Annotated in this window: 15 protein-coding genes and 2 tRNA genes; 16 read left to right on the top strand and 1 reads right to left on the bottom strand. The window is 60.3% G+C overall.

Annotation, left to right across the window (positions count from 1 at the left end):
- Positions 1–71 precede the first annotated feature (71 nt).
- The 6 genes from dnaJ (at position 72) to ACYCCG_RS23475 (ending at position 7,713) form a co-directional block, all read left to right on the top strand.
- The gene (gene dnaJ / locus ACYCCG_RS23500; protein ID WP_459671946.1) at positions 72–1,199 is read left to right on the top strand and encodes a molecular chaperone DnaJ; all 1,128 of its coding nucleotides are present in this window, start codon (positions 72–74) and stop codon (positions 1,197–1,199) included.
- Between the two features lie 13 nt (positions 1,200–1,212).
- The gene (gene dapB / locus ACYCCG_RS23495; protein ID WP_459671945.1) at positions 1,213–2,016 is read left to right on the top strand and encodes a 4-hydroxy-tetrahydrodipicolinate reductase; all 804 of its coding nucleotides are present in this window, start codon (positions 1,213–1,215) and stop codon (positions 2,014–2,016) included.
- A gap of 327 nt (positions 2,017–2,343) precedes the next feature.
- The gene (carA, locus tag ACYCCG_RS23490) at positions 2,344–3,480 is read left to right on the top strand and encodes a glutamine-hydrolyzing carbamoyl-phosphate synthase small subunit (RefSeq protein ID WP_016391781.1); all 1,137 of its coding nucleotides are present in this window, start codon (positions 2,344–2,346) and stop codon (positions 3,478–3,480) included.
- Between the two features lie 105 nt (positions 3,481–3,585).
- On the top strand, positions 3,586–6,807 hold the full coding sequence (carB, locus tag ACYCCG_RS23485) for a carbamoyl-phosphate synthase large subunit (RefSeq protein ID WP_176685381.1): 3,222 nt from the start codon (positions 3,586–3,588) through the stop codon (positions 6,805–6,807).
- A complete protein-coding gene (gene greA, locus ACYCCG_RS23480) occupies positions 6,804–7,286 on the top strand; it encodes a transcription elongation factor GreA (RefSeq protein WP_082056730.1) in 483 nt (160 codons plus the stop codon). Before carB ends, greA begins: the two co-directional genes overlap by 4 nt.
- The gene (locus ACYCCG_RS23475; RefSeq protein ID WP_176685380.1) at positions 7,264–7,713 is read left to right on the top strand and encodes an MFS transporter; all 450 of its coding nucleotides are present in this window, start codon (positions 7,264–7,266) and stop codon (positions 7,711–7,713) included. The genes greA and ACYCCG_RS23475 overlap by 23 nt, the downstream gene beginning before the upstream one ends.
- 12 nt (positions 7,714–7,725) lie before the next feature.
- Here the strand turns inward: ACYCCG_RS23475 and yhbY are convergent, their stop codons facing one another.
- Entirely contained in the window at positions 7,726–8,034 is a 309-nt protein-coding gene (gene yhbY, locus ACYCCG_RS23470; RefSeq protein WP_003249945.1) for a ribosome assembly RNA-binding protein YhbY, read from the bottom strand.
- Positions 8,035–8,136: 102 nt separating this feature from the next.
- On the opposite strand from yhbY, the gene rlmE reads away from it, so the two are divergent.
- The 10 genes from rlmE (at position 8,137) to nusA (ending at position 16,725) form a co-directional block, all read left to right on the top strand.
- Positions 8,137–8,760, top strand: coding sequence for a 23S rRNA (uridine(2552)-2'-O)-methyltransferase RlmE (rlmE, locus tag ACYCCG_RS23465; RefSeq protein ID WP_176685379.1), 624 nt, complete (start codon positions 8,137–8,139; stop codon positions 8,758–8,760).
- Between the two features lie 206 nt (positions 8,761–8,966).
- Positions 8,967–10,871, top strand: coding sequence for an ATP-dependent zinc metalloprotease FtsH (ftsH, locus tag ACYCCG_RS23460; RefSeq protein WP_209963394.1), 1,905 nt, complete (start codon positions 8,967–8,969; stop codon positions 10,869–10,871).
- 8 nt (positions 10,872–10,879) lie between these two features.
- Complete coding sequence (gene folP, locus ACYCCG_RS23455; protein ID WP_459671939.1) at positions 10,880–11,731, top strand: dihydropteroate synthase; 852 nt, start codon at positions 10,880–10,882, stop codon at positions 11,729–11,731.
- Between the two features lie 16 nt (positions 11,732–11,747).
- On the top strand, positions 11,748–13,088 hold the full coding sequence (gene glmM / locus ACYCCG_RS23450; RefSeq protein WP_176685378.1) for a phosphoglucosamine mutase: 1,341 nt from the start codon (positions 11,748–11,750) through the stop codon (positions 13,086–13,088).
- Positions 13,089–13,153: 65 nt separating this feature from the next.
- Positions 13,154–13,909 (top strand): triose-phosphate isomerase, encoded by a 756-nt coding sequence (tpiA, locus tag ACYCCG_RS23445; RefSeq protein ID WP_176685377.1) that lies wholly within the window; start codon positions 13,154–13,156, stop codon positions 13,907–13,909.
- Between the two features lie 4 nt (positions 13,910–13,913).
- Positions 13,914–14,312 carry a preprotein translocase subunit SecG gene (secG, locus tag ACYCCG_RS23440; RefSeq protein ID WP_176685376.1) on the top strand — a complete coding sequence of 133 codons (399 nt, stop codon included), beginning with the start codon at positions 13,914–13,916 and terminating at the stop codon, positions 14,310–14,312.
- Between the two features lie 21 nt (positions 14,313–14,333).
- Positions 14,334–14,419: transfer RNA gene (locus ACYCCG_RS23435), tRNA-Leu, on the top strand.
- Positions 14,420–14,519: 100 nt separating this feature from the next.
- A tRNA-Met gene (locus tag ACYCCG_RS23430) sits at positions 14,520–14,596 on the top strand.
- Between the two features lie 129 nt (positions 14,597–14,725).
- Complete coding sequence (gene rimP, locus ACYCCG_RS23425) at positions 14,726–15,184, top strand: ribosome maturation factor RimP (protein WP_003249960.1); 459 nt, start codon at positions 14,726–14,728, stop codon at positions 15,182–15,184.
- Between the two features lie 59 nt (positions 15,185–15,243).
- A complete protein-coding gene (nusA, locus tag ACYCCG_RS23420) occupies positions 15,244–16,725 on the top strand; it encodes a transcription termination factor NusA (protein ID WP_003249963.1) in 1,482 nt (493 codons plus the stop codon).
- Positions 16,726–16,732: the final 7 nt, after the last annotated feature.

Here is a 16,732-nt window from a genome sequence, read left to right as displayed (position 1 = left end):
TCTTATGGGTAGCGGGCGGGTGCTGATGGCGTGGCGCAGATGCCAGACGCCCAACAAGGTGCAAATGACCTATGTCCAAGCGTGATTATTATGAGGTCCTGGGTGTCGAGCGCGGCGCCACTGAAGCGGACCTCAAGAAGGCTTACCGCCGTTTGGCGATGAAGTATCACCCGGACCGCAATCCGGGCGATAAAGAATCGGAAGACAAGTTCAAGGAGGCCAACGAGGCCTACGAAGTGCTGTCGGACGCGAGCAAGCGTGCGGCCTTCGACCAGTATGGCCATGCGGGTGTCGACCCAAGCATGGGTGGCGGTGGTGCCGGCTTTGGTGGTGCCAACTTCTCCGACATCTTCGGTGATGTGTTCAGCGACTTCTTCGGTGGCGGCGGCCGCGGTGGTGGTCGAGGCGGTGCCCAGCGCGGCAGCGACCTGCGCTACACCCTGGAACTGAACCTGGAAGAAGCGGTGCGTGGCACTACGGTCAGCATCCGCGTGCCCACCCTGGTCAACTGCCAGCCTTGCGACGGTTCCGGTGCCAAGAAGGGCTCGACCCCGTCGACCTGCCCGACCTGCGGCGGCATCGGCCAGGTGCGCATGCAGCAAGGCTTCTTCTCGGTGCAGCAGACCTGCCCGCGCTGCCATGGCCAAGGCAAGATCATTACCGACCCGTGCACTTCGTGCCACGGTGAAGGGCGTGTCGAGGAATACAAGACGCTGTCGGTCAAGGTGCCGGCAGGTGTTGATACCGGCGACCGCATCCGTCTGTCGGGTGAGGGCGAGGCGGGTGCTCATGGTGGCCCGACTGGCGACCTGTACGTGGTGATCAGCGTGCGTGAGCACGAAATCTTCCAGCGTGATGGCAAGCACCTGTACTGTGAAGTACCGATCAGCTACACCGATGCTGCCCTGGGCGGCGAGCTGGAAGTGCCGACCCTGGATGGTCGTGTGAAGCTGAGGATTCCGGAAGGTACCCAGACCGGTAAGCAGTTCCGTCTGCGTGGCAAGGGTGTTGCCCCGGTGCGTGGCGGTGGCGCGGGCGACCTGCTGTGCCGTGTGGCCGTAGAAACCCCGGTCAACCTCAGCCGTCGCCAGCGCGAGTTGCTCGAAGAGCTGCGTGATTCGCTGGAAGGCGACAGTTCCCACTCGCCCAAGGCCAGCGGCTGGTTCGATGGTGTGAAGCGCTTCTTCGGCGATCTCTGACAAGGAACAGGTTATGCGACGTATTGCAGTGATGGGCGCGGCGGGGCGGATGGGTAAAACCCTCATCGAAGCCGTGCAACAAACCTCAGGTGCAGGGCTGACTGCGGCGATTGATCGCCCTGACAGCTCGTTGGTCGGGGCTGATGCCGGAGAGCTGGCGGCACTTGGCCGAATTGGCGTGCTGTTGTCCGACGACCTTGCCAAGGTTGCCGACGAGTTCGATGTGCTGATCGATTTCACTCACCCCTCGGTGACCCTGAAAAACCTGGCGTTCTGCCGCAAGCACGGCAAGGCGATGATCATCGGTACGACCGGTTTTACAGCCGAAGAGAAGCAGCTGTTGGCTGAGGCTGGCAAGGACATTCCAATCGTGTTCGCTGCCAACTTCAGCGTGGGCGTCAACCTTAGCCTGAAGCTGTTGGATATGGCAGCGCGGGTGCTGGGCGATGATGTCGATATCGAAATCATCGAGGCGCACCACCGGCACAAGGTCGATGCCCCGTCGGGTACTGCACTGCGCATGGGTGAAGTGGTTGCCAATGCGCTGGGCCGTGATCTGCAGGAAGTGGCCGTATATGGCCGTGAAGGGCAGACCGGCGCGCGAGATCGCAAAACCATCGGTTTCGCCACCGTGCGTGCCGGCGATGTGGTGGGCGATCACACTGTGTTGTTCGCTGCCGAAGGCGAGCGCCTGGAAATCACCCACAAGGCCTCCAGCCGCATGACCTTCGCCAAGGGTGCCGTGCGTGCGGCGCTGTGGCTGGATGGGCGCGAGCCGGGGCTGTACGACATGCAGGATGTGCTCGAGCTGCGTTAAGCCGTTCTGGCGGTGCTGGCTGCTTCGCGGGCTTGCCCGCTCCCACAGGTATTGCGCGGGTCTTGTGGCTTGTGGTGGGCCTGTGGGAGCGGGCGAGCCCGCGAAGAAGCCAATACAGATGTCAGTCTGTCGCATTGATGTGTTTTAGAGGCACATCCGCGGTAGACCGAAAACACACTTTTCTGTAAGCTACAGCTTTAGTGTGTCCACTAAAAGCGCGCAGCGAATTGAATTCAGCACATGAAAGCGGGGTGACGTGTCCATACGTCACTCCGCTTTTTTGCAACCTGCGATCGCCCTTTCATGCTTGATTTACGGGAGGTCTTCTTGACAAAGCCAGCCATACTCGCCCTTGCCGACGGCAGTATTTTCCGCGGTGAAGCCATCGGTGCCGACGGTCAGACCGTTGGTGAGGTGGTATTCAACACCGCTATGACCGGCTACCAGGAAATCCTTACAGACCCTTCCTACGCGCAGCAAATCGTTACCCTGACCTACCCGCACATCGGCAACACCGGTACTACCCCGGAAGACGCCGAGTCGAACCGCGTCTGGTCCGCTGGCCTGGTCATCCGTGACCTGCCGCTGCTGGCCAGCAACTGGCGCAACACCCAGTCGCTGCCTGAGTACCTCAAGGCCAACAACGTCGTTGCCATCGCCGGCATCGACACTCGTCGCCTGACCCGTATCCTGCGTGAAAAGGGCGCCCAGAACGGCTGCATTCTGGCGGGTGACAACATCAGCGAAGAAGCCGCCATCGCTGCTGCCCGCGGCTTCCCGGGCCTGAAGGGCATGGACCTGGCCAAGGTCGTCTCCACCAAGGAACGTTACGAGTGGCGCTCCAGTGTGTGGGAGCTGAAAACCGACAGCCACCCGACCATCGAGGCTGCCGACCTGCCGTACCACGTGGTTGCCTTCGACTACGGCGTCAAACTGAACATTCTGCGCATGCTGGTAGCCCGTGGCTGCCGCGTGACCGTGGTGCCAGCCCAGACCCCGGCCAGCGAAGTGCTGGCACTCAACCCGGACGGCGTGTTCCTGTCCAACGGCCCTGGTGACCCCGAGCCGTGCGACTACGCGATCCAGGCGATCAAGGAAATCCTCGAAACCGAGATTCCGGTATTCGGCATCTGCCTCGGCCACCAGCTGCTGGCCCTGGCCTCCGGTGCCAAGACCGTGAAAATGGGCCACGGCCACCACGGTGCCAACCACCCGGTCCAGGACCTGGATACCGGCGTGGTCATGATCACCAGCCAGAACCACGGCTTTGCCGTTGACGAAGCGACCCTGCCGGGTAACGTTCGCGCCATTCACAAGTCGCTGTTCGACGGCACCCTGCAGGGTATCGAGCGTACCGACAAGAGCGCGTTCAGCTTCCAGGGCCACCCTGAAGCGAGCCCAGGCCCGACCGACGTCGCGCCTCTGTTCGATCGTTTCACCGATGCCATGGCCAAGCGCCGCTGAGCATCCTGCTTCAAGGCCCCGGGCCGGCACCTGCCGTGCCCGGAAGCGCCTGACCCAGATTGTTCAAAGCGGCTTGCCGACTGACCCCGGATTTGAGTGACCACCATGCCAAAACGTACAGACATCAAAAGCATCCTGATTCTCGGCGCTGGCCCGATCGTGATCGGCCAGGCCTGCGAATTCGACTACTCCGGCGCCCAGGCCTGTAAAGCCCTGCGCGAGGAAGGTTTCCGCGTCATCCTGGTGAACTCCAACCCAGCCACCATCATGACCGACCCGGCCATGGCCGACGCCACCTACATCGAGCCGATCAAGTGGCAATCGGTCGCCAAGATCATCGAAAAAGAGCGCCCGGACGCCGTTTTGCCGACCATGGGTGGCCAGACCGCACTGAACTGCGCCCTGGACCTGGAGCGCCACGGCGTTCTGGAGAAGTTCGGCGTAGAGATGATCGGTGCCAACGCTGACACCATCGACAAGGCTGAAGACCGTTCGCGCTTCGACAAGGCGATGAAGGACATCGGCCTGGAGTGCCCGCGCTCCGGTATCGCCCACAGCATGGAAGAGGCCAATGCGGTCCTCGAGAAGCTTGGCTTCCCGTGCATCATTCGCCCATCGTTCACCATGGGCGGCACCGGTGGTGGTATCGCTTACAACCGTGAAGAGTTCGAGGAAATCTGCACCCGCGGTCTGGACCTGTCGCCGACCAAAGAGCTGCTGATCGACGAATCGCTGATCGGCTGGAAAGAGTACGAGATGGAAGTGGTCCGCGACAAAAAGGACAACTGCATCATCGTCTGCTCGATCGAGAACTTCGACCCGATGGGTGTGCACACCGGTGACTCGATCACTGTTGCTCCGGCACAGACCCTGACCGACAAGGAATACCAGATCATGCGCAACGCCTCGCTGGCGGTGCTGCGTGAAATCGGTGTGGAAACCGGTGGTTCCAACGTCCAGTTCGGCATTTGCCCGAACACCGGCCGCATGGTCGTCATCGAGATGAACCCGCGCGTATCGCGTTCGTCCGCCCTGGCTTCCAAGGCCACCGGCTTCCCGATCGCCAAGATCGCCGCCAAGCTGGCCATTGGTTACACCCTCGACGAGCTGCAGAACGACATCACTGGCGGTCGCACCCCGGCGTCCTTCGAGCCGTCGATCGACTACGTCGTCACCAAGCTGCCACGCTTCGCTTTCGAGAAATTCCCGAAAGCCGACGCCCGTCTGACCACCCAGATGAAATCCGTGGGTGAAGTCATGGCCATCGGCCGTACTTTCCAGGAATCCCTGCAGAAAGCCCTGCGCGGCCTGGAAGTCGGCGCCTGCGGCCTCGACCCGAAAGTCGACCTGGCCAGCCCGGAAGCCACCAGCATCCTCAAGCGCGAGCTGACCGTGCCGGGTGCCGAGCGTATCTGGTACGTGGCTGACGCCATGCGTTCGGGCATGACCTGCGAAGAAATCTTCAATCTGACCGGCATCGACATGTGGTTCCTGGTGCAGATGGAAGACCTGATCAAGGAAGAAGAGAAGGTCAAGACCCTGGCATTGTCGTCGATCGACAAGGACTACATGCTGCGCCTCAAGCGCAAGGGCTTCTCGGACCAGCGCCTGGCAGTGCTGTTGGGTATCACCGACAAGAACCTGCGCCGCCACCGTCACAAGCTGGAAGTGTTCCCGGTGTACAAGCGCGTCGACACCTGCGCCGCCGAGTTCGCCACCGATACCGCCTACCTGTACTCCACCTACGAGGAAGAGTGCGAGGCCAACCCGTCGACCCGCGACAAGATCATGATCCTGGGTGGCGGCCCTAACCGTATCGGCCAGGGTATCGAGTTCGACTACTGCTGCGTGCACGCAGCCCTGGCGCTGCGTGAAGACGGTTACGAGACCATCATGGTCAACTGCAACCCGGAAACCGTCTCCACCGACTACGACACGTCCGACCGCCTGTACTTCGAGCCGCTGACCCTGGAAGACGTGCTGGAAGTCTGCCGCGTCGAGAAGCCGAAGGGCGTGATCGTTCACTACGGCGGCCAGACCCCGCTGAAGCTGGCCCGCGCTCTGGAAGAAGCTGGCGTGCCGATCATCGGTACCAGCCCTGACGCCATCGACCGCGCCGAAGACCGTGAGCGCTTCCAGCAGATGGTTCAGCGCCTGAGCCTGCTGCAGCCGCCAAACGCTACCGTGCGCAGCGAGGAAGAAGCCATCCGTGCTGCGGGCAGCATCGGCTACCCGCTGGTCGTGCGTCCGTCCTACGTACTGGGCGGCCGTGCCATGGAGATCGTCTACGAGCTGGACGAGCTCAAGCGCTACCTGCGTGAAGCGGTACAAGTGTCGAACGACAGCCCGGTACTGCTCGACCACTTCCTCAACTGCGCCATCGAGATGGACGTGGATGCAGTGTGCGACGGCACCGACGTGGTCATCGGCGCAATCATGCAGCACATCGAACAGGCCGGTGTTCACTCCGGTGATTCGGCGTGCTCGCTGCCACCTTACTCGCTGAGCAAGGAAGTGCAGGACGAAGTCCGCATTCAGGTCAAGAAAATGGCCCTGGAGCTGGGCGTGGTCGGCCTGATGAACGTGCAGCTGGCCCTGCAGGGCGACAAGATCTACGTGATCGAAGTCAACCCGCGCGCTTCGCGGACCGTGCCATTCGTTTCCAAGTGCATCGGCACGTCCCTGGCGATGATCGCAGCCCGTGTCATGGCGGGTAAAACCCTGAAAGAGCTGGGCTTCACCCAGGAAATCATCCCGAATTTCTACAGCGTCAAGGAAGCCGTCTTCCCGTTCGCCAAGTTCCCAGGGGTTGACCCGATCCTCGGCCCTGAGATGAAATCGACCGGTGAAGTCATGGGTGTCGGTGACAGCTTCGGTGAAGCCTTCGCCAAGGCTCAGATGGGTGCAAGCGAAGTGCTGCCGACCGGTGGTACTGCGTTCATCAGCGTGCGTGACGACGACAAGCCACAAGTGGCTGGCGTTGCCCGCGACCTGATCGCCCTGGGCTTCGAAGTGGTTGCCACTGCAGGCACCGCCAAGGTTATCGAGGCGGCCGGCCTGAAAGTGCGCCGTGTGAACAAAGTGACCGAAGGTCGCCCACACGTGGTCGACATGATCAAGAACGACGAAGTGTCGCTGATCATCAACACCACCGAAGGTCGCCAGTCGATCGCCGACTCCTATTCGATTCGTCGCAATGCGTTGCAGCACAAGATTTACTGCACCACTACCATTGCGGCTGGTGAAGCCATCTGCGAAGCGCTGAAATTCGGTCCGGAAAAGACCGTTCGTCGCTTGCAAGATCTGCATGCAGGACTGAAAGCATGAGCATTACCAAATACCCGATGACCGTCCAGGGCGCTCGCGCCCTGGAAGAGGAACACCTGTTCCTGAGCAAGACCGAGCGCCCGCGCCTGAGTCAGGCCATTGGTGAGGCACGTGAGCTGGGTGACCTCAAGGAAAACGCTGAATACCATGCAGCCCGCGAGGAGCAGGGCATGGTTGAAGCGCGTATCCGCGATATCGAAGGCCGCCTGCAGAACTCGGTGGTGATCGACGTGACTACCATTGCCCACACCGGCAAGGTCATTTTCGGTACCACTGTAGACCTGGAAAACACCGAGACCGGTGATCAGGTGACCTACCAGATCGTTGGCGAGGACGAAGCCGACATCAAGAAGGGCAAGCTCTCGGCCAGTGCGCCAATCGCCCGTGCCATCATCGGCAAGGAAGAAGGTGATATTGTCGTCGTCAAGACGCCTAGCGGCACGGTCGAGTACGAGATTGTCGAAGTCAAGCACATCTGACCGGCGCCTGCGGGCGCCGTCCCTCGAGGGGATCCTCTGGCAACTGGCCCAGGTTTTCTGGGTCGGTGGCCTGTGGGTGTTCCATGTTGGGCTGGTGCCTGCGCTCAAGGTCAGTGGCCTGGCGCCGCTGCTGGTGCAGGATGTTGCCGGGCAGATCGACCGCTGGTTGATCGGCGTGGCGTTGCTTGGCTTGTTGACTCAGCTGGCAGTGCTGGCGAGGGTGGACGGCCTGGCGGCCTGGTGGCGGCAGTTCCGCGGCCAGATGCTGTTGCTCGGCTTCGGTGCCTGCGTGGGGTATTACACCTTGCGCTACGGTATTTCCGTGGGCGAGCGCTGGCAGATGTTCTGCTTCCTGGTGCTGGGTTTTTCCGGCATCGTGCTGGTGGCCCAGCCGGTACCGGTCAGGGCGCGTTCACCGCGCCACTGATCGGCGCTACCGTTACTTGTAACGGTGGATGTTGGACAGCTGCTTGTTCGGCTGTGGGTTCTTGCGGTAGATCAGGGCTTTCTTGCCGATGGTCTGCACCAGCTCGGCACGGCCGGCCTTGCACAGCTCGGCGATGGTTTCGGCGCGCTCCTCGCGGTCTTCCGAGCGAATCTCGACCTTGATCAGCTCATGGTCGACCAGCGCGCGCTCCAGTTCGGCGATGACGCCTTCATTCAAACCGTTGCCAGCAACGATCAGGACCGGCTTCAGGTCATGACCAATGGACTTGTATTGCTTCTTCTGCTCGTTATTGAGCGGCATAATCTGACCCTTTCCGTCTGATTCTGTAAAATTGACCGGCATTTTACCCGAGGGCCACCGGCTCCGCCCAGTCAATCACGACGCATATCATCGAGGTGCCCCGTGGTACAACGTTCCAAAAGCAGCGCAAACTGGCTGCGAGAGCATTTCAACGACCCTTTTGTGAAGCAGGCGCAGAAGGATGGGTATCGCTCGCGTGCGAGCTACAAGCTGCTGGAGATCCAGGAGAAGGACCGCATTATCCGCCCAGGCATGAGCGTGATCGATCTCGGCGCGGCCCCTGGTGGCTGGTCCCAGGTGACCAGTCGTCTGATTGGTGGCCAAGGTCGCCTGATCGCTTCGGACATTCTGGAAATGGACGCGATCGCCGACGTGACCTTCATTCAGGGGGACTTCACCCAGGACGAAGTGCTGCAGCGCATTCTCGAAGCGGTCGGTGATTCGCATGTAGACCTTGTGATTTCCGACATGGCCCCCAATATGAGTGGTACGCCCGCGGTAGACATTCCGCGTGCCATGTTCCTCTGCGAGTTGGCCCTCGATCTGGCAACCCGTGTACTCAAGCCCGGGGGCGACTTCCTGATCAAGATTTTCCAGGGCGAAGGTTTTGACGTGTACCTGAAGGACGTGCGCAGCAAGTTCGACAAGGTGCAAATGCGCAAGCCGTCGTCGTCGCGGGACCGTTCCCGGGAGCAATACCTGTTGGGCAGGGGCTTCAAAGGGTAATGAAAGGTGTGAAGCGGGGTGGTCGATAGTTAATTCCAATCGGCCGCTGCGTCAGGATCGTCCGAACTTCGTGTAGTCTAGCTTTCACAAAGGGTTACAGACGGTGCCTGCGGCTGCGTAGGTAATGTAGTAAGTTAGGGCGATGAATATCATGCGAGGCACGGCTGCGTCGTGCGCCGGCCTCAGAGGGTAGCTAATTGAACGACATGGCAAAGAATCTGATCCTGTGGTTGATCATCGCAGCTGTCCTGGTGACAGTGATGAACAACTTCTCCAGCCCTAACGAGCCGCAGACCCTCAACTACTCCGACTTCATCCAGCAGGTCAAGGATGGCAAGGTCGAGCGTGTGACTGTCGATGGCTACATCATTACTGGCAAGCGCAGCGATGGCGACAACTTCAAGACTGTGCGCCCGGCCATCACCGACAATGGCCTGATTGGCGATCTGGTCGACAACCACGTGGTCGTCGAAGGCAAGCAGCCTGAGCAACAGAGCATCTGGACACAGTTGCTGGTGGCGAGCTTCCCGATCCTGGTGATCATTGCCGTGTTCATGTTCTTCATGCGCCAGATGCAAGGTGGTGCGGGCGGCAAGGGCGGGCCGATGAGCTTCGGCAAGAGCAAGGCCCGCCTGCTGTCCGAAGACCAGGTCAAGACCACGCTGGCTGACGTTGCCGGCTGCGACGAGGCCAAGGAAGAGGTTGGCGAGCTGGTCGAGTTCCTGCGCGATCCGGGCAAGTTTCAGCGTCTGGGTGGCCGTATCCCGCGCGGTGTGCTGATGGTTGGCCCGCCCGGTACCGGTAAGACCCTGCTGGCCAAGGCCATTGCGGGCGAAGCGAAAGTACCGTTCTTCACCATTTCCGGTTCGGACTTCGTGGAAATGTTCGTGGGTGTCGGTGCCAGCCGTGTGCGCGACATGTTCGAGCAGGCCAAGAAGCACGCCCCGTGCATCATCTTCATCGACGAGATCGACGCCGTTGGTCGCCACCGTGGCGCCGGCATGGGTGGCGGTCACGACGAGCGTGAACAAACCCTCAACCAGTTGCTGGTGGAGATGGACGGCTTCGAGATGAACGATGGCATCATCGTCATCGCCGCCACCAACCGTCCGGATGTGCTCGACCCGGCGCTGCTGCGCCCGGGCCGCTTCGACCGCCAGGTGGTGGTTGGCCTGCCGGACATTCGTGGCCGCGAGCAGATCCTCAAGGTGCACATGCGCAAGGTACCGATCGGCGAGAACGTCAATCCGGCGGTCATCGCGCGTGGTACCCCAGGCTTCTCCGGCGCCGACCTGGCCAACCTGGTCAACGAGGCTTCGCTGTTTGCCGCGCGTTCCAACAAGCGCCTGGTCGAAATGAAAGAGTTCGAGCTGGCCAAGGACAAGATCATGATGGGCGCCGAGCGCAAGACCATGGTCATGTCCGAAAAAGAAAAGAGAAACACCGCCTATCACGAGGCCGGTCATGCCATTGTCGGTCGCCTGGTGCCTGAGCACGACCCGGTCTACAAGGTTTCGATCATCCCGCGTGGTCGTGCCTTGGGTGTGACCATGTTCCTGCCGGAAGAAGACCGCTACAGCCTGTCCAAGCGTGCGCTGATCAGCCAGATCTGCTCGCTGTATGGCGGCCGTATCGCCGAGGAGATGACCTTGGGCTTCGATGGCGTGACCACCGGCGCGTCCAACGACATCATGCGGGCCAGCCAGCTCGCTCGTAACATGGTCACCAAATGGGGCCTTTCCGAGAAGCTCGGCCCGCTGATGTATGCAGAGGAAGAGGGCGAAGTGTTCCTCGGCCGTAGTGCCGGCAGCCAGCATGCCAGTGTGTCCGGCGAGACTGCCAAACTGATCGACTCCGAGGTGCGCAGCATCATCGATCAGTGCTATGCCACTGCCAAGCAGTTGCTGATCGACAACCGCGACAAGCTCGAGGCGATGACTGAAGCGCTGATGAAGTACGAGACCATCGATGCCGATCAGATTGACGACATCATGGCTGGGCGCACACCACGTGAACCGCGTGATTGGGACGACGACAAGCACTCGGGCACGCCTGCGGCCCAGGATGATCGTCCGGAATCGCCAATCGGCGGCCCAGCGGCTGAACACTAAGGGCATCTATGAGCTCAGTGCAGTACCCGACCCGGTTGCCTTGCGGCAGCCGGGTTCTTGATTTGTCGCATACCCATGTGATGGGTATTCTCAATATCACCCCCGATTCCTTCTCCGATGGCGGTCGCTTCAGTCAGCGCGACGAAGCCCTGCGCCATGCCGAAGCGATGGTTGCCGCTGGCGCAACGCTGATCGATATTGGTGGCGAGTCCACGCGCCCGGGTGCGCGTGCAGTGTCGGTGACCGAGGAGCTGGAACGTGTGGCGCCAATGGTCGAGGCCATCAACAGCCGCCTCGACGTGGTCATTTCGGTCGATACCTCCACACCTGCCGTCATGCGCGAAGCTGCACGCCTTGGTGCCGGGCTGATCAACGACGTGCGGGCCCTGGAGCGCGATGGCGCCCTGGACGCTGCGGCGGATACCGGTCTGCCGGTTTGCCTCATGCACATGCGTGGCGAGCCAGGCAACATGCAGGACGATCCGCATTACCAGGACGTGACTGCCGACGTCACGCGTTATCTTGAACAGCGGATGACCGCCTGCGCAGCTGCGGGCATCGACGCTGACAGAATCATCCTTGACCCGGGCTTCGGTTTCGCCAAGACACTGGCGCACAATCTGAGCCTGTTCAAGCACATGGAAGCGCTCTATCGCCTTGGGCGCCCACTGCTGGTGGGCGTTTCACGAAAGAGCATGATCGGCCTGACGCTGGAACGTCCGGTCGGCGAGCGCTTGTACGGCAGCCTTGCGCTGGCGGCGTTGGCCATGACCAAAGGGGCGAGCATCCTTCGTGTACATGACGTGGCCGAAACCGTTGATGTGGTGCGCATGATCGCTGCGGTGCAAAACGCCGAATAAGAACATTGGAGTCCCTATGAGCAGAAAATACTTTGGTACCGACGGCATTCGTGGCCGCGTCGGCGAATACCCGATCACGCCTGACTTCATGCTGAAGCTCGGCTGGGCGGCCGGCATGGCCTTCCGCAAGCAAGGCCATTGCCGCGTGCTGGTGGGCAAGGACACCCGTATCTCCGGGTACATGTTCGAGTCCGCACTTGAAGCCGGCCTGTCCGCAGCAGGTGCCGATGTGATGCTGCTCGGGCCGATGCCGACCCCGGCCATCGCTTACCTCACGCGTACCTTCCACGCCGAAGCCGGCATCGTCATCAGTGCCTCGCACAACCCGCACGACGACAACGGCATCAAGTTCTTCTCGGGCCAGGGCACCAAGCTGCCGGACGAGGTCGAGCTGATGATCGAAGAGCTGCTCGACCAACCGATGACCGTTGTCGAGTCGGGCAAGCTGGGCAAGGTTTCGCGTATCAACGATGCCGCCGGCCGCTACATCGAATTCTGCAAAAGCAGCGTGCCGAGCAGCACCAGCTTCGAGGGCCTCAAGCTGGTGGTCGACTGCGCCCATGGTGCTACCTACAAGGTTGCGCCCAGCGTATTCCGTGAGCTGGGTGCCGACGTGACCGTGCTGCATGCGCAACCGGATGGCCTGAACATCAACGAAGGTTGCGGCTCGACACACATCGAATCGCTACAGGCCGCTGTACTGGTCGGGCATGCCGATCTCGGCATTGCCTTTGACGGTGACGGCGATCGCGTGCTGATGGTCGACCACACGGGTGCCATCGTCGACGGTGACGAACTGCTGTTCATCATTGCGCGCGACCTGCAGGAGCATGGCAAGCTGCAAGGCGGGGTGGTCGGCACGCTGATGAGTAACCTGGGCCTGGAGCTGGCGCTCAAGGACCTGGACATCCCGTTCGTGCGGGCCAAGGTCGGCGACCGTTACGTAATGGCCGAGCTGTTGGAGCGTCAATGGCTGGTCGGCGGTGAAAACTCCGGTCACGTCGTGTGCTGCAACCACACTACCACCGGCGATGCGATCATTGCCGCGCTGCAGGTGCTGATGGCGCTCAAACGCCGTGGCGAAACCCTGGCCCAGGCCCGCCAGGCCCTGCGCAAGTGTCCGCAGGTGCTGATCAATGTGCGCTTTGGCGCCAGCAAGGTCGACCCGCTGGAGCACCCGGCCGTCAAGGAAGCCAGTGCCAAGGTTACCGAAGCGCTGGCGGGGCGTGGTCGTGTGCTGTTGCGCAAGTCCGGTACCGAACCGTTGGTCCGGGTCATGGTTGAGGGCGAAGACGAAACCCAGGTGCGGGCCCATGCTGAAGCGCTGGCCAAACTGGTCGGCGAAGTTTGTGTCTGAAGGCGCTTGCCAGCGCAGATCTGGTTGGGTAAGATCTGCGCCCACTTTGACCGACGAGGTAAAGCATGCGTCGCCCTATGGTAGCTGGTAACTGGAAAATGCACGGTACCCGCGCTAGCGTCGCTGAGCTGACCAAAGGCTTGAGTAATCTCGCCTTGCCGAGCGGAGTGGAAGTCGCCGTATTTCCACCGGCCTTGTTCATCAATCAAGTGATCGATGGCCTGGCAGGTAAAGAAATTACTATCGGCGCACAGAATTCTGCTGTACAACCCGAACAGGGTGCGCTGACTGGGGAAGTTGCTCCCGAGCAGCTGGTTGAAGCAGGTTGCAAGTTGGTGTTGATTGGTCATTCGGAGCGTCGCCAGATTATTGGTGAAACCGACGAAGTACTCAATCGCAAGTTTGCAGCCGCTCAGGCCAAAGGCTTGAAGCCAGTGCTTTGCATAGGGGAAACCCTTGAAGAGCGCGAGGCTGGCAAAACGCTCGAGGTTGTCGGGCGTCAACTAAGCAGTATCATCGAAGCATTCGGTGTTAAGGCTTTTGCCGATGCAGTAATTGCCTATGAGCCTGTATGGGCCATCGGTACAGGCCTTACGGCCACGCCACAGCAGGCCCAGGATGTGCACGCCGCCATCCGCGGCCAGCTGGCGGCAGAAGATGCTGAAGTGGCTGCGAAGGTGCAGTTGCTATACGGCGGCAGCGTGAAGGCGGCCAATGCGGCCGAACTGTTCGGCATGCCGGATATCGATGGGGGGCTCATTGGTGGGGCTTCCCTGAACGCAGACGAATTCGGTGCAATTTGTCGCGCCGCAGGAAACTGAACAAATGCTGGAAACAGTCATCGTTGTTTTTCATCTGTTGGCAGCGCTGTCGCTTGTAGTGCTGGTTCTGTTGCAACAGGGTAAAGGTGCTGAAGCAGGTGCATCTTTCGGCGCGGGTGCCTCAAACACCGTGTTCGGGAGCCAAGGCTCTGCAACGTTCCTAAGTAAATTAACTGCTATACTCGCTGCCACTTTCTTTTTGACAGCACTTGGGTTAGGATACTTCGCGAAGCAACAAGCTCACCAGCTTAGCCAAGCAGGTCTTCCAGATCCAGCAGTGCTAGAAGTGAAAGAGCCGCAGAAACCGGCAGTTAATGATGATGTACCGGTGCTCCAGCAGCAGAAGAGCGAAACCACCCATAATACCGGTGATGTACCTCCTCCGGCTCAAGAGCAGAAGTAACGGGTTTCAAGTAGTAGTATTGCCGAGGTGGTGGAATTGGTAGACACGCAACCTTGAGGTGGTTGTGCCCATAGGGTGTAGGGGTTCGAGTCCCCTTCTCGGTACCAATTAAAGCTTGAGAGCCCGCTTTAGCGGGCTTTCTTGTAGGTGAATGTTTGGATTTGACCCTCAACAGGGTTCGGTCTTATACTTTTGCCCCAGCTTTGTCGCGGGGTGGAGCAGCTTGGTAGCTCGTCGGGCTCATAACCCGAAGGTCGTTGGTTCAAATCCAGCCCCCGCAACCAGCTTCAGCGGAGCCCCTTTTCAGGGGCTTTTTGCTAACCGAACAGTTTCGGCGTCGTTGTCCTACGGCGCTTTCAGGGATGGGCGCTTCGCCCATTTTTTATTTGCACAGCATGCACGAGGGGGTTCAGGTGTCGAGCAAGCTAGAACAGTTGCAGGCCTTGTTGGCCCCGGTTGTCGAGGGTCTGGGCTATCAGTGCTGGGGGATCGAATACGTTTCCCAGGGTAAGCATTCGGTACTGCGCATCTACATCGACAAGGAAGGCGGTATTCTGGTGGACGACTGCGAAGCGGTCAGCCGTCAGGCCAGCGCAATCCTCGATGTAGAAGATCCAATCAGCAGTGAGTACACCCTCGAGGTGTCTTCTCCAGGCATGGATCGCCCACTGTTCACGCTGGAACAGTTTGCCTCGCATGCCGGCGAACAAGTGAAGATCAAGCTGCGCTCACCCTTCGAGGGTCGTCGTAACTTCCAGGGCCTTCTCCGCGGTGTGGAGGAGCAGGATGTGGTGGTCCAGGTGGACAATCAGGAGTTCCTGTTACCGATCGACTCGATCGACAAGGCCAATATTATTCCCAGTTTTGACTGAGACGTGCCGGGCCCGGCGGACTATCCGGGCCCAATGGCTTGCGCAAGGCGAGGCGTACGATGAGCAAAGAAGTACTGCTGGTTGTTGAATCGGTATCCAACGAAAAAGGTGTACCGCCCGGCGTCATTTTCGAAGCGCTGGAAGTGGCCCTGGCCACTGCAACCAAAAAACGTTTTGAAGACGAAGTCGACCTTCGTGTGGAAATCAACCGCCACACGGGTAGCTACGAGACTTTCCGTCGCTGGACCGTGGTCGACGAAGCCGATCTTGATGATCCGGCGATCGAGACCTGGCTGGACAAGATCAAGGACACCCACCCTGAAGCCAAGGTCGGTGACGTGATCGAAGAGAAGATCGAGTCCATCGAGTTCGGTCGTATTGCCGCCCAGACCGCCAAGCAGGTCATCGTGCAGAAGGTCCGTGAGGCCGAGCGTGCCCAGGTGGTCGATGCCTACCGTGAGCGCGTTGGCGAGATCATCTCCGGTACCGTAAAAAAGGTTACCCGCGACAACGTCATCGTTGACCTGGGCAACAACGCAGAGGCCTTGCTGGCCCGCGAAGACATCATTCCGCGCGAAACCTTCCGTGTTGGCGTGCGCCTGCGTGCGCTGCTCAAGGAAATTCGCACCGAAAACCGTGGCCCACAGCTGATCCTGTCGCGCACCGCGCCGCAGATGCTGATCGAGCTTTTCCGCATTGAAGTGCCGGAAATTGCCGAGGGCCTCATTGAAGTCATGGCTGCTTCCCGTGATCCGGGTTCGCGAGCCAAGATTGCCGTCCGCTCCAAGGACAAGCGTATCGATCCGCAAGGTGCCTGCATTGGCATGCGTGGTTCGCGCGTCCAGGCCGTATCCGGGGAGCTGGGTGGTGAGCGTGTGGATATCGTCCTTTGGGACGATAACCCGGCGCAGTTCGTCATCAACGCCATGTCGCCGGCTGAAGTCGCGGCGATCATCGTTGATGAAGATGCCCATGCCATGGACATCGCCGTCGCCGAGGACAACCTGGCCCAGGCCATTGGCCGTGGCGGTCAGAACGTTCGCCTGGCCAGTCAGTTGACCGGCTGGACCCTGAACGTGATGACCGAAAAGGACATCCAGGCCAAGCAACAGGCCGAAACCGGTGACATCCTGCGCAATTTCATCGAAGAACTGGAAGTCGACGAGGAGCTGGCCCAAGTGCTGGTCGACGAAGGCTTCACCAGCCTTGAAGAAATTGCCTACGTACCGTTGGAAGAAATGCTCAACATCGATGGCTTTGACGAAGACATCGTCAATGAGCTCCGCGCTCGAGCCAAGGACCGTTTGTTGACCAAGGCCATCGCTACCGAAGAAAAACTGGCAGACGCCCACCCGGCCGAAGACCTGCTCTCCCTTGAGGGCATGGACAAAGACCTGGCGGCTGAACTGGCGGTGCGCGGCGTGGTTAACCGCGAAGACCTGGCCGAGCAGTCGATCGACGATCTGCTCGACATCGACGGCATCGACGAAGAGCGTGCCGGCAAGTTGATCATGGCCGCCCGAGCCCACTGGTTCGAGTAATTAGGCG

Source organism: Pseudomonas sp. VEM90 (assembly GCF_054611535.1).
The sequence above is the reverse complement of the archived record's forward strand: the minus strand, read 5'-3'. Positions and strand labels throughout refer to the sequence as shown.

What these genes read in the sequence shown, in the direction of transcription:
- yhbY (WP_003249945.1), bottom strand. Translation starts at nt 8,034, where the DNA reads ATGCCGCTCAATAACGAGCAGAAGAAGCAATACAAGTCCATTGGTCAT.
- dapB (WP_459671945.1), top strand. Translation starts at nt 1,213, where the DNA reads ATGCGACGTATTGCAGTGATGGGCGCGGCGGGGCGGATGGGTAAAACC.
- nusA (WP_003249963.1), top strand. Translation starts at nt 15,244, where the DNA reads ATGAGCAAAGAAGTACTGCTGGTTGTTGAATCGGTATCCAACGAAAAA.
- glmM (WP_176685378.1), top strand. Translation starts at nt 11,748, where the DNA reads ATGAGCAGAAAATACTTTGGTACCGACGGCATTCGTGGCCGCGTCGGC.
- dnaJ (WP_459671946.1), top strand. Translation starts at nt 72, where the DNA reads ATGTCCAAGCGTGATTATTATGAGGTCCTGGGTGTCGAGCGCGGCGCC.
- secG (WP_176685376.1), top strand. Translation starts at nt 13,914, where the DNA reads ATGCTGGAAACAGTCATCGTTGTTTTTCATCTGTTGGCAGCGCTGTCG.
- ftsH (WP_209963394.1), top strand. Translation starts at nt 8,967, where the DNA reads ATGGCAAAGAATCTGATCCTGTGGTTGATCATCGCAGCTGTCCTGGTG.
- carB (WP_176685381.1), top strand. Translation starts at nt 3,586, where the DNA reads ATGCCAAAACGTACAGACATCAAAAGCATCCTGATTCTCGGCGCTGGC.
- tpiA (WP_176685377.1), top strand. Translation starts at nt 13,154, where the DNA reads ATGCGTCGCCCTATGGTAGCTGGTAACTGGAAAATGCACGGTACCCGC.
- folP (WP_459671939.1), top strand. Translation starts at nt 10,880, where the DNA reads ATGAGCTCAGTGCAGTACCCGACCCGGTTGCCTTGCGGCAGCCGGGTT.
- greA (WP_082056730.1), top strand. Translation starts at nt 6,804, where the DNA reads ATGAGCATTACCAAATACCCGATGACCGTCCAGGGCGCTCGCGCCCTG.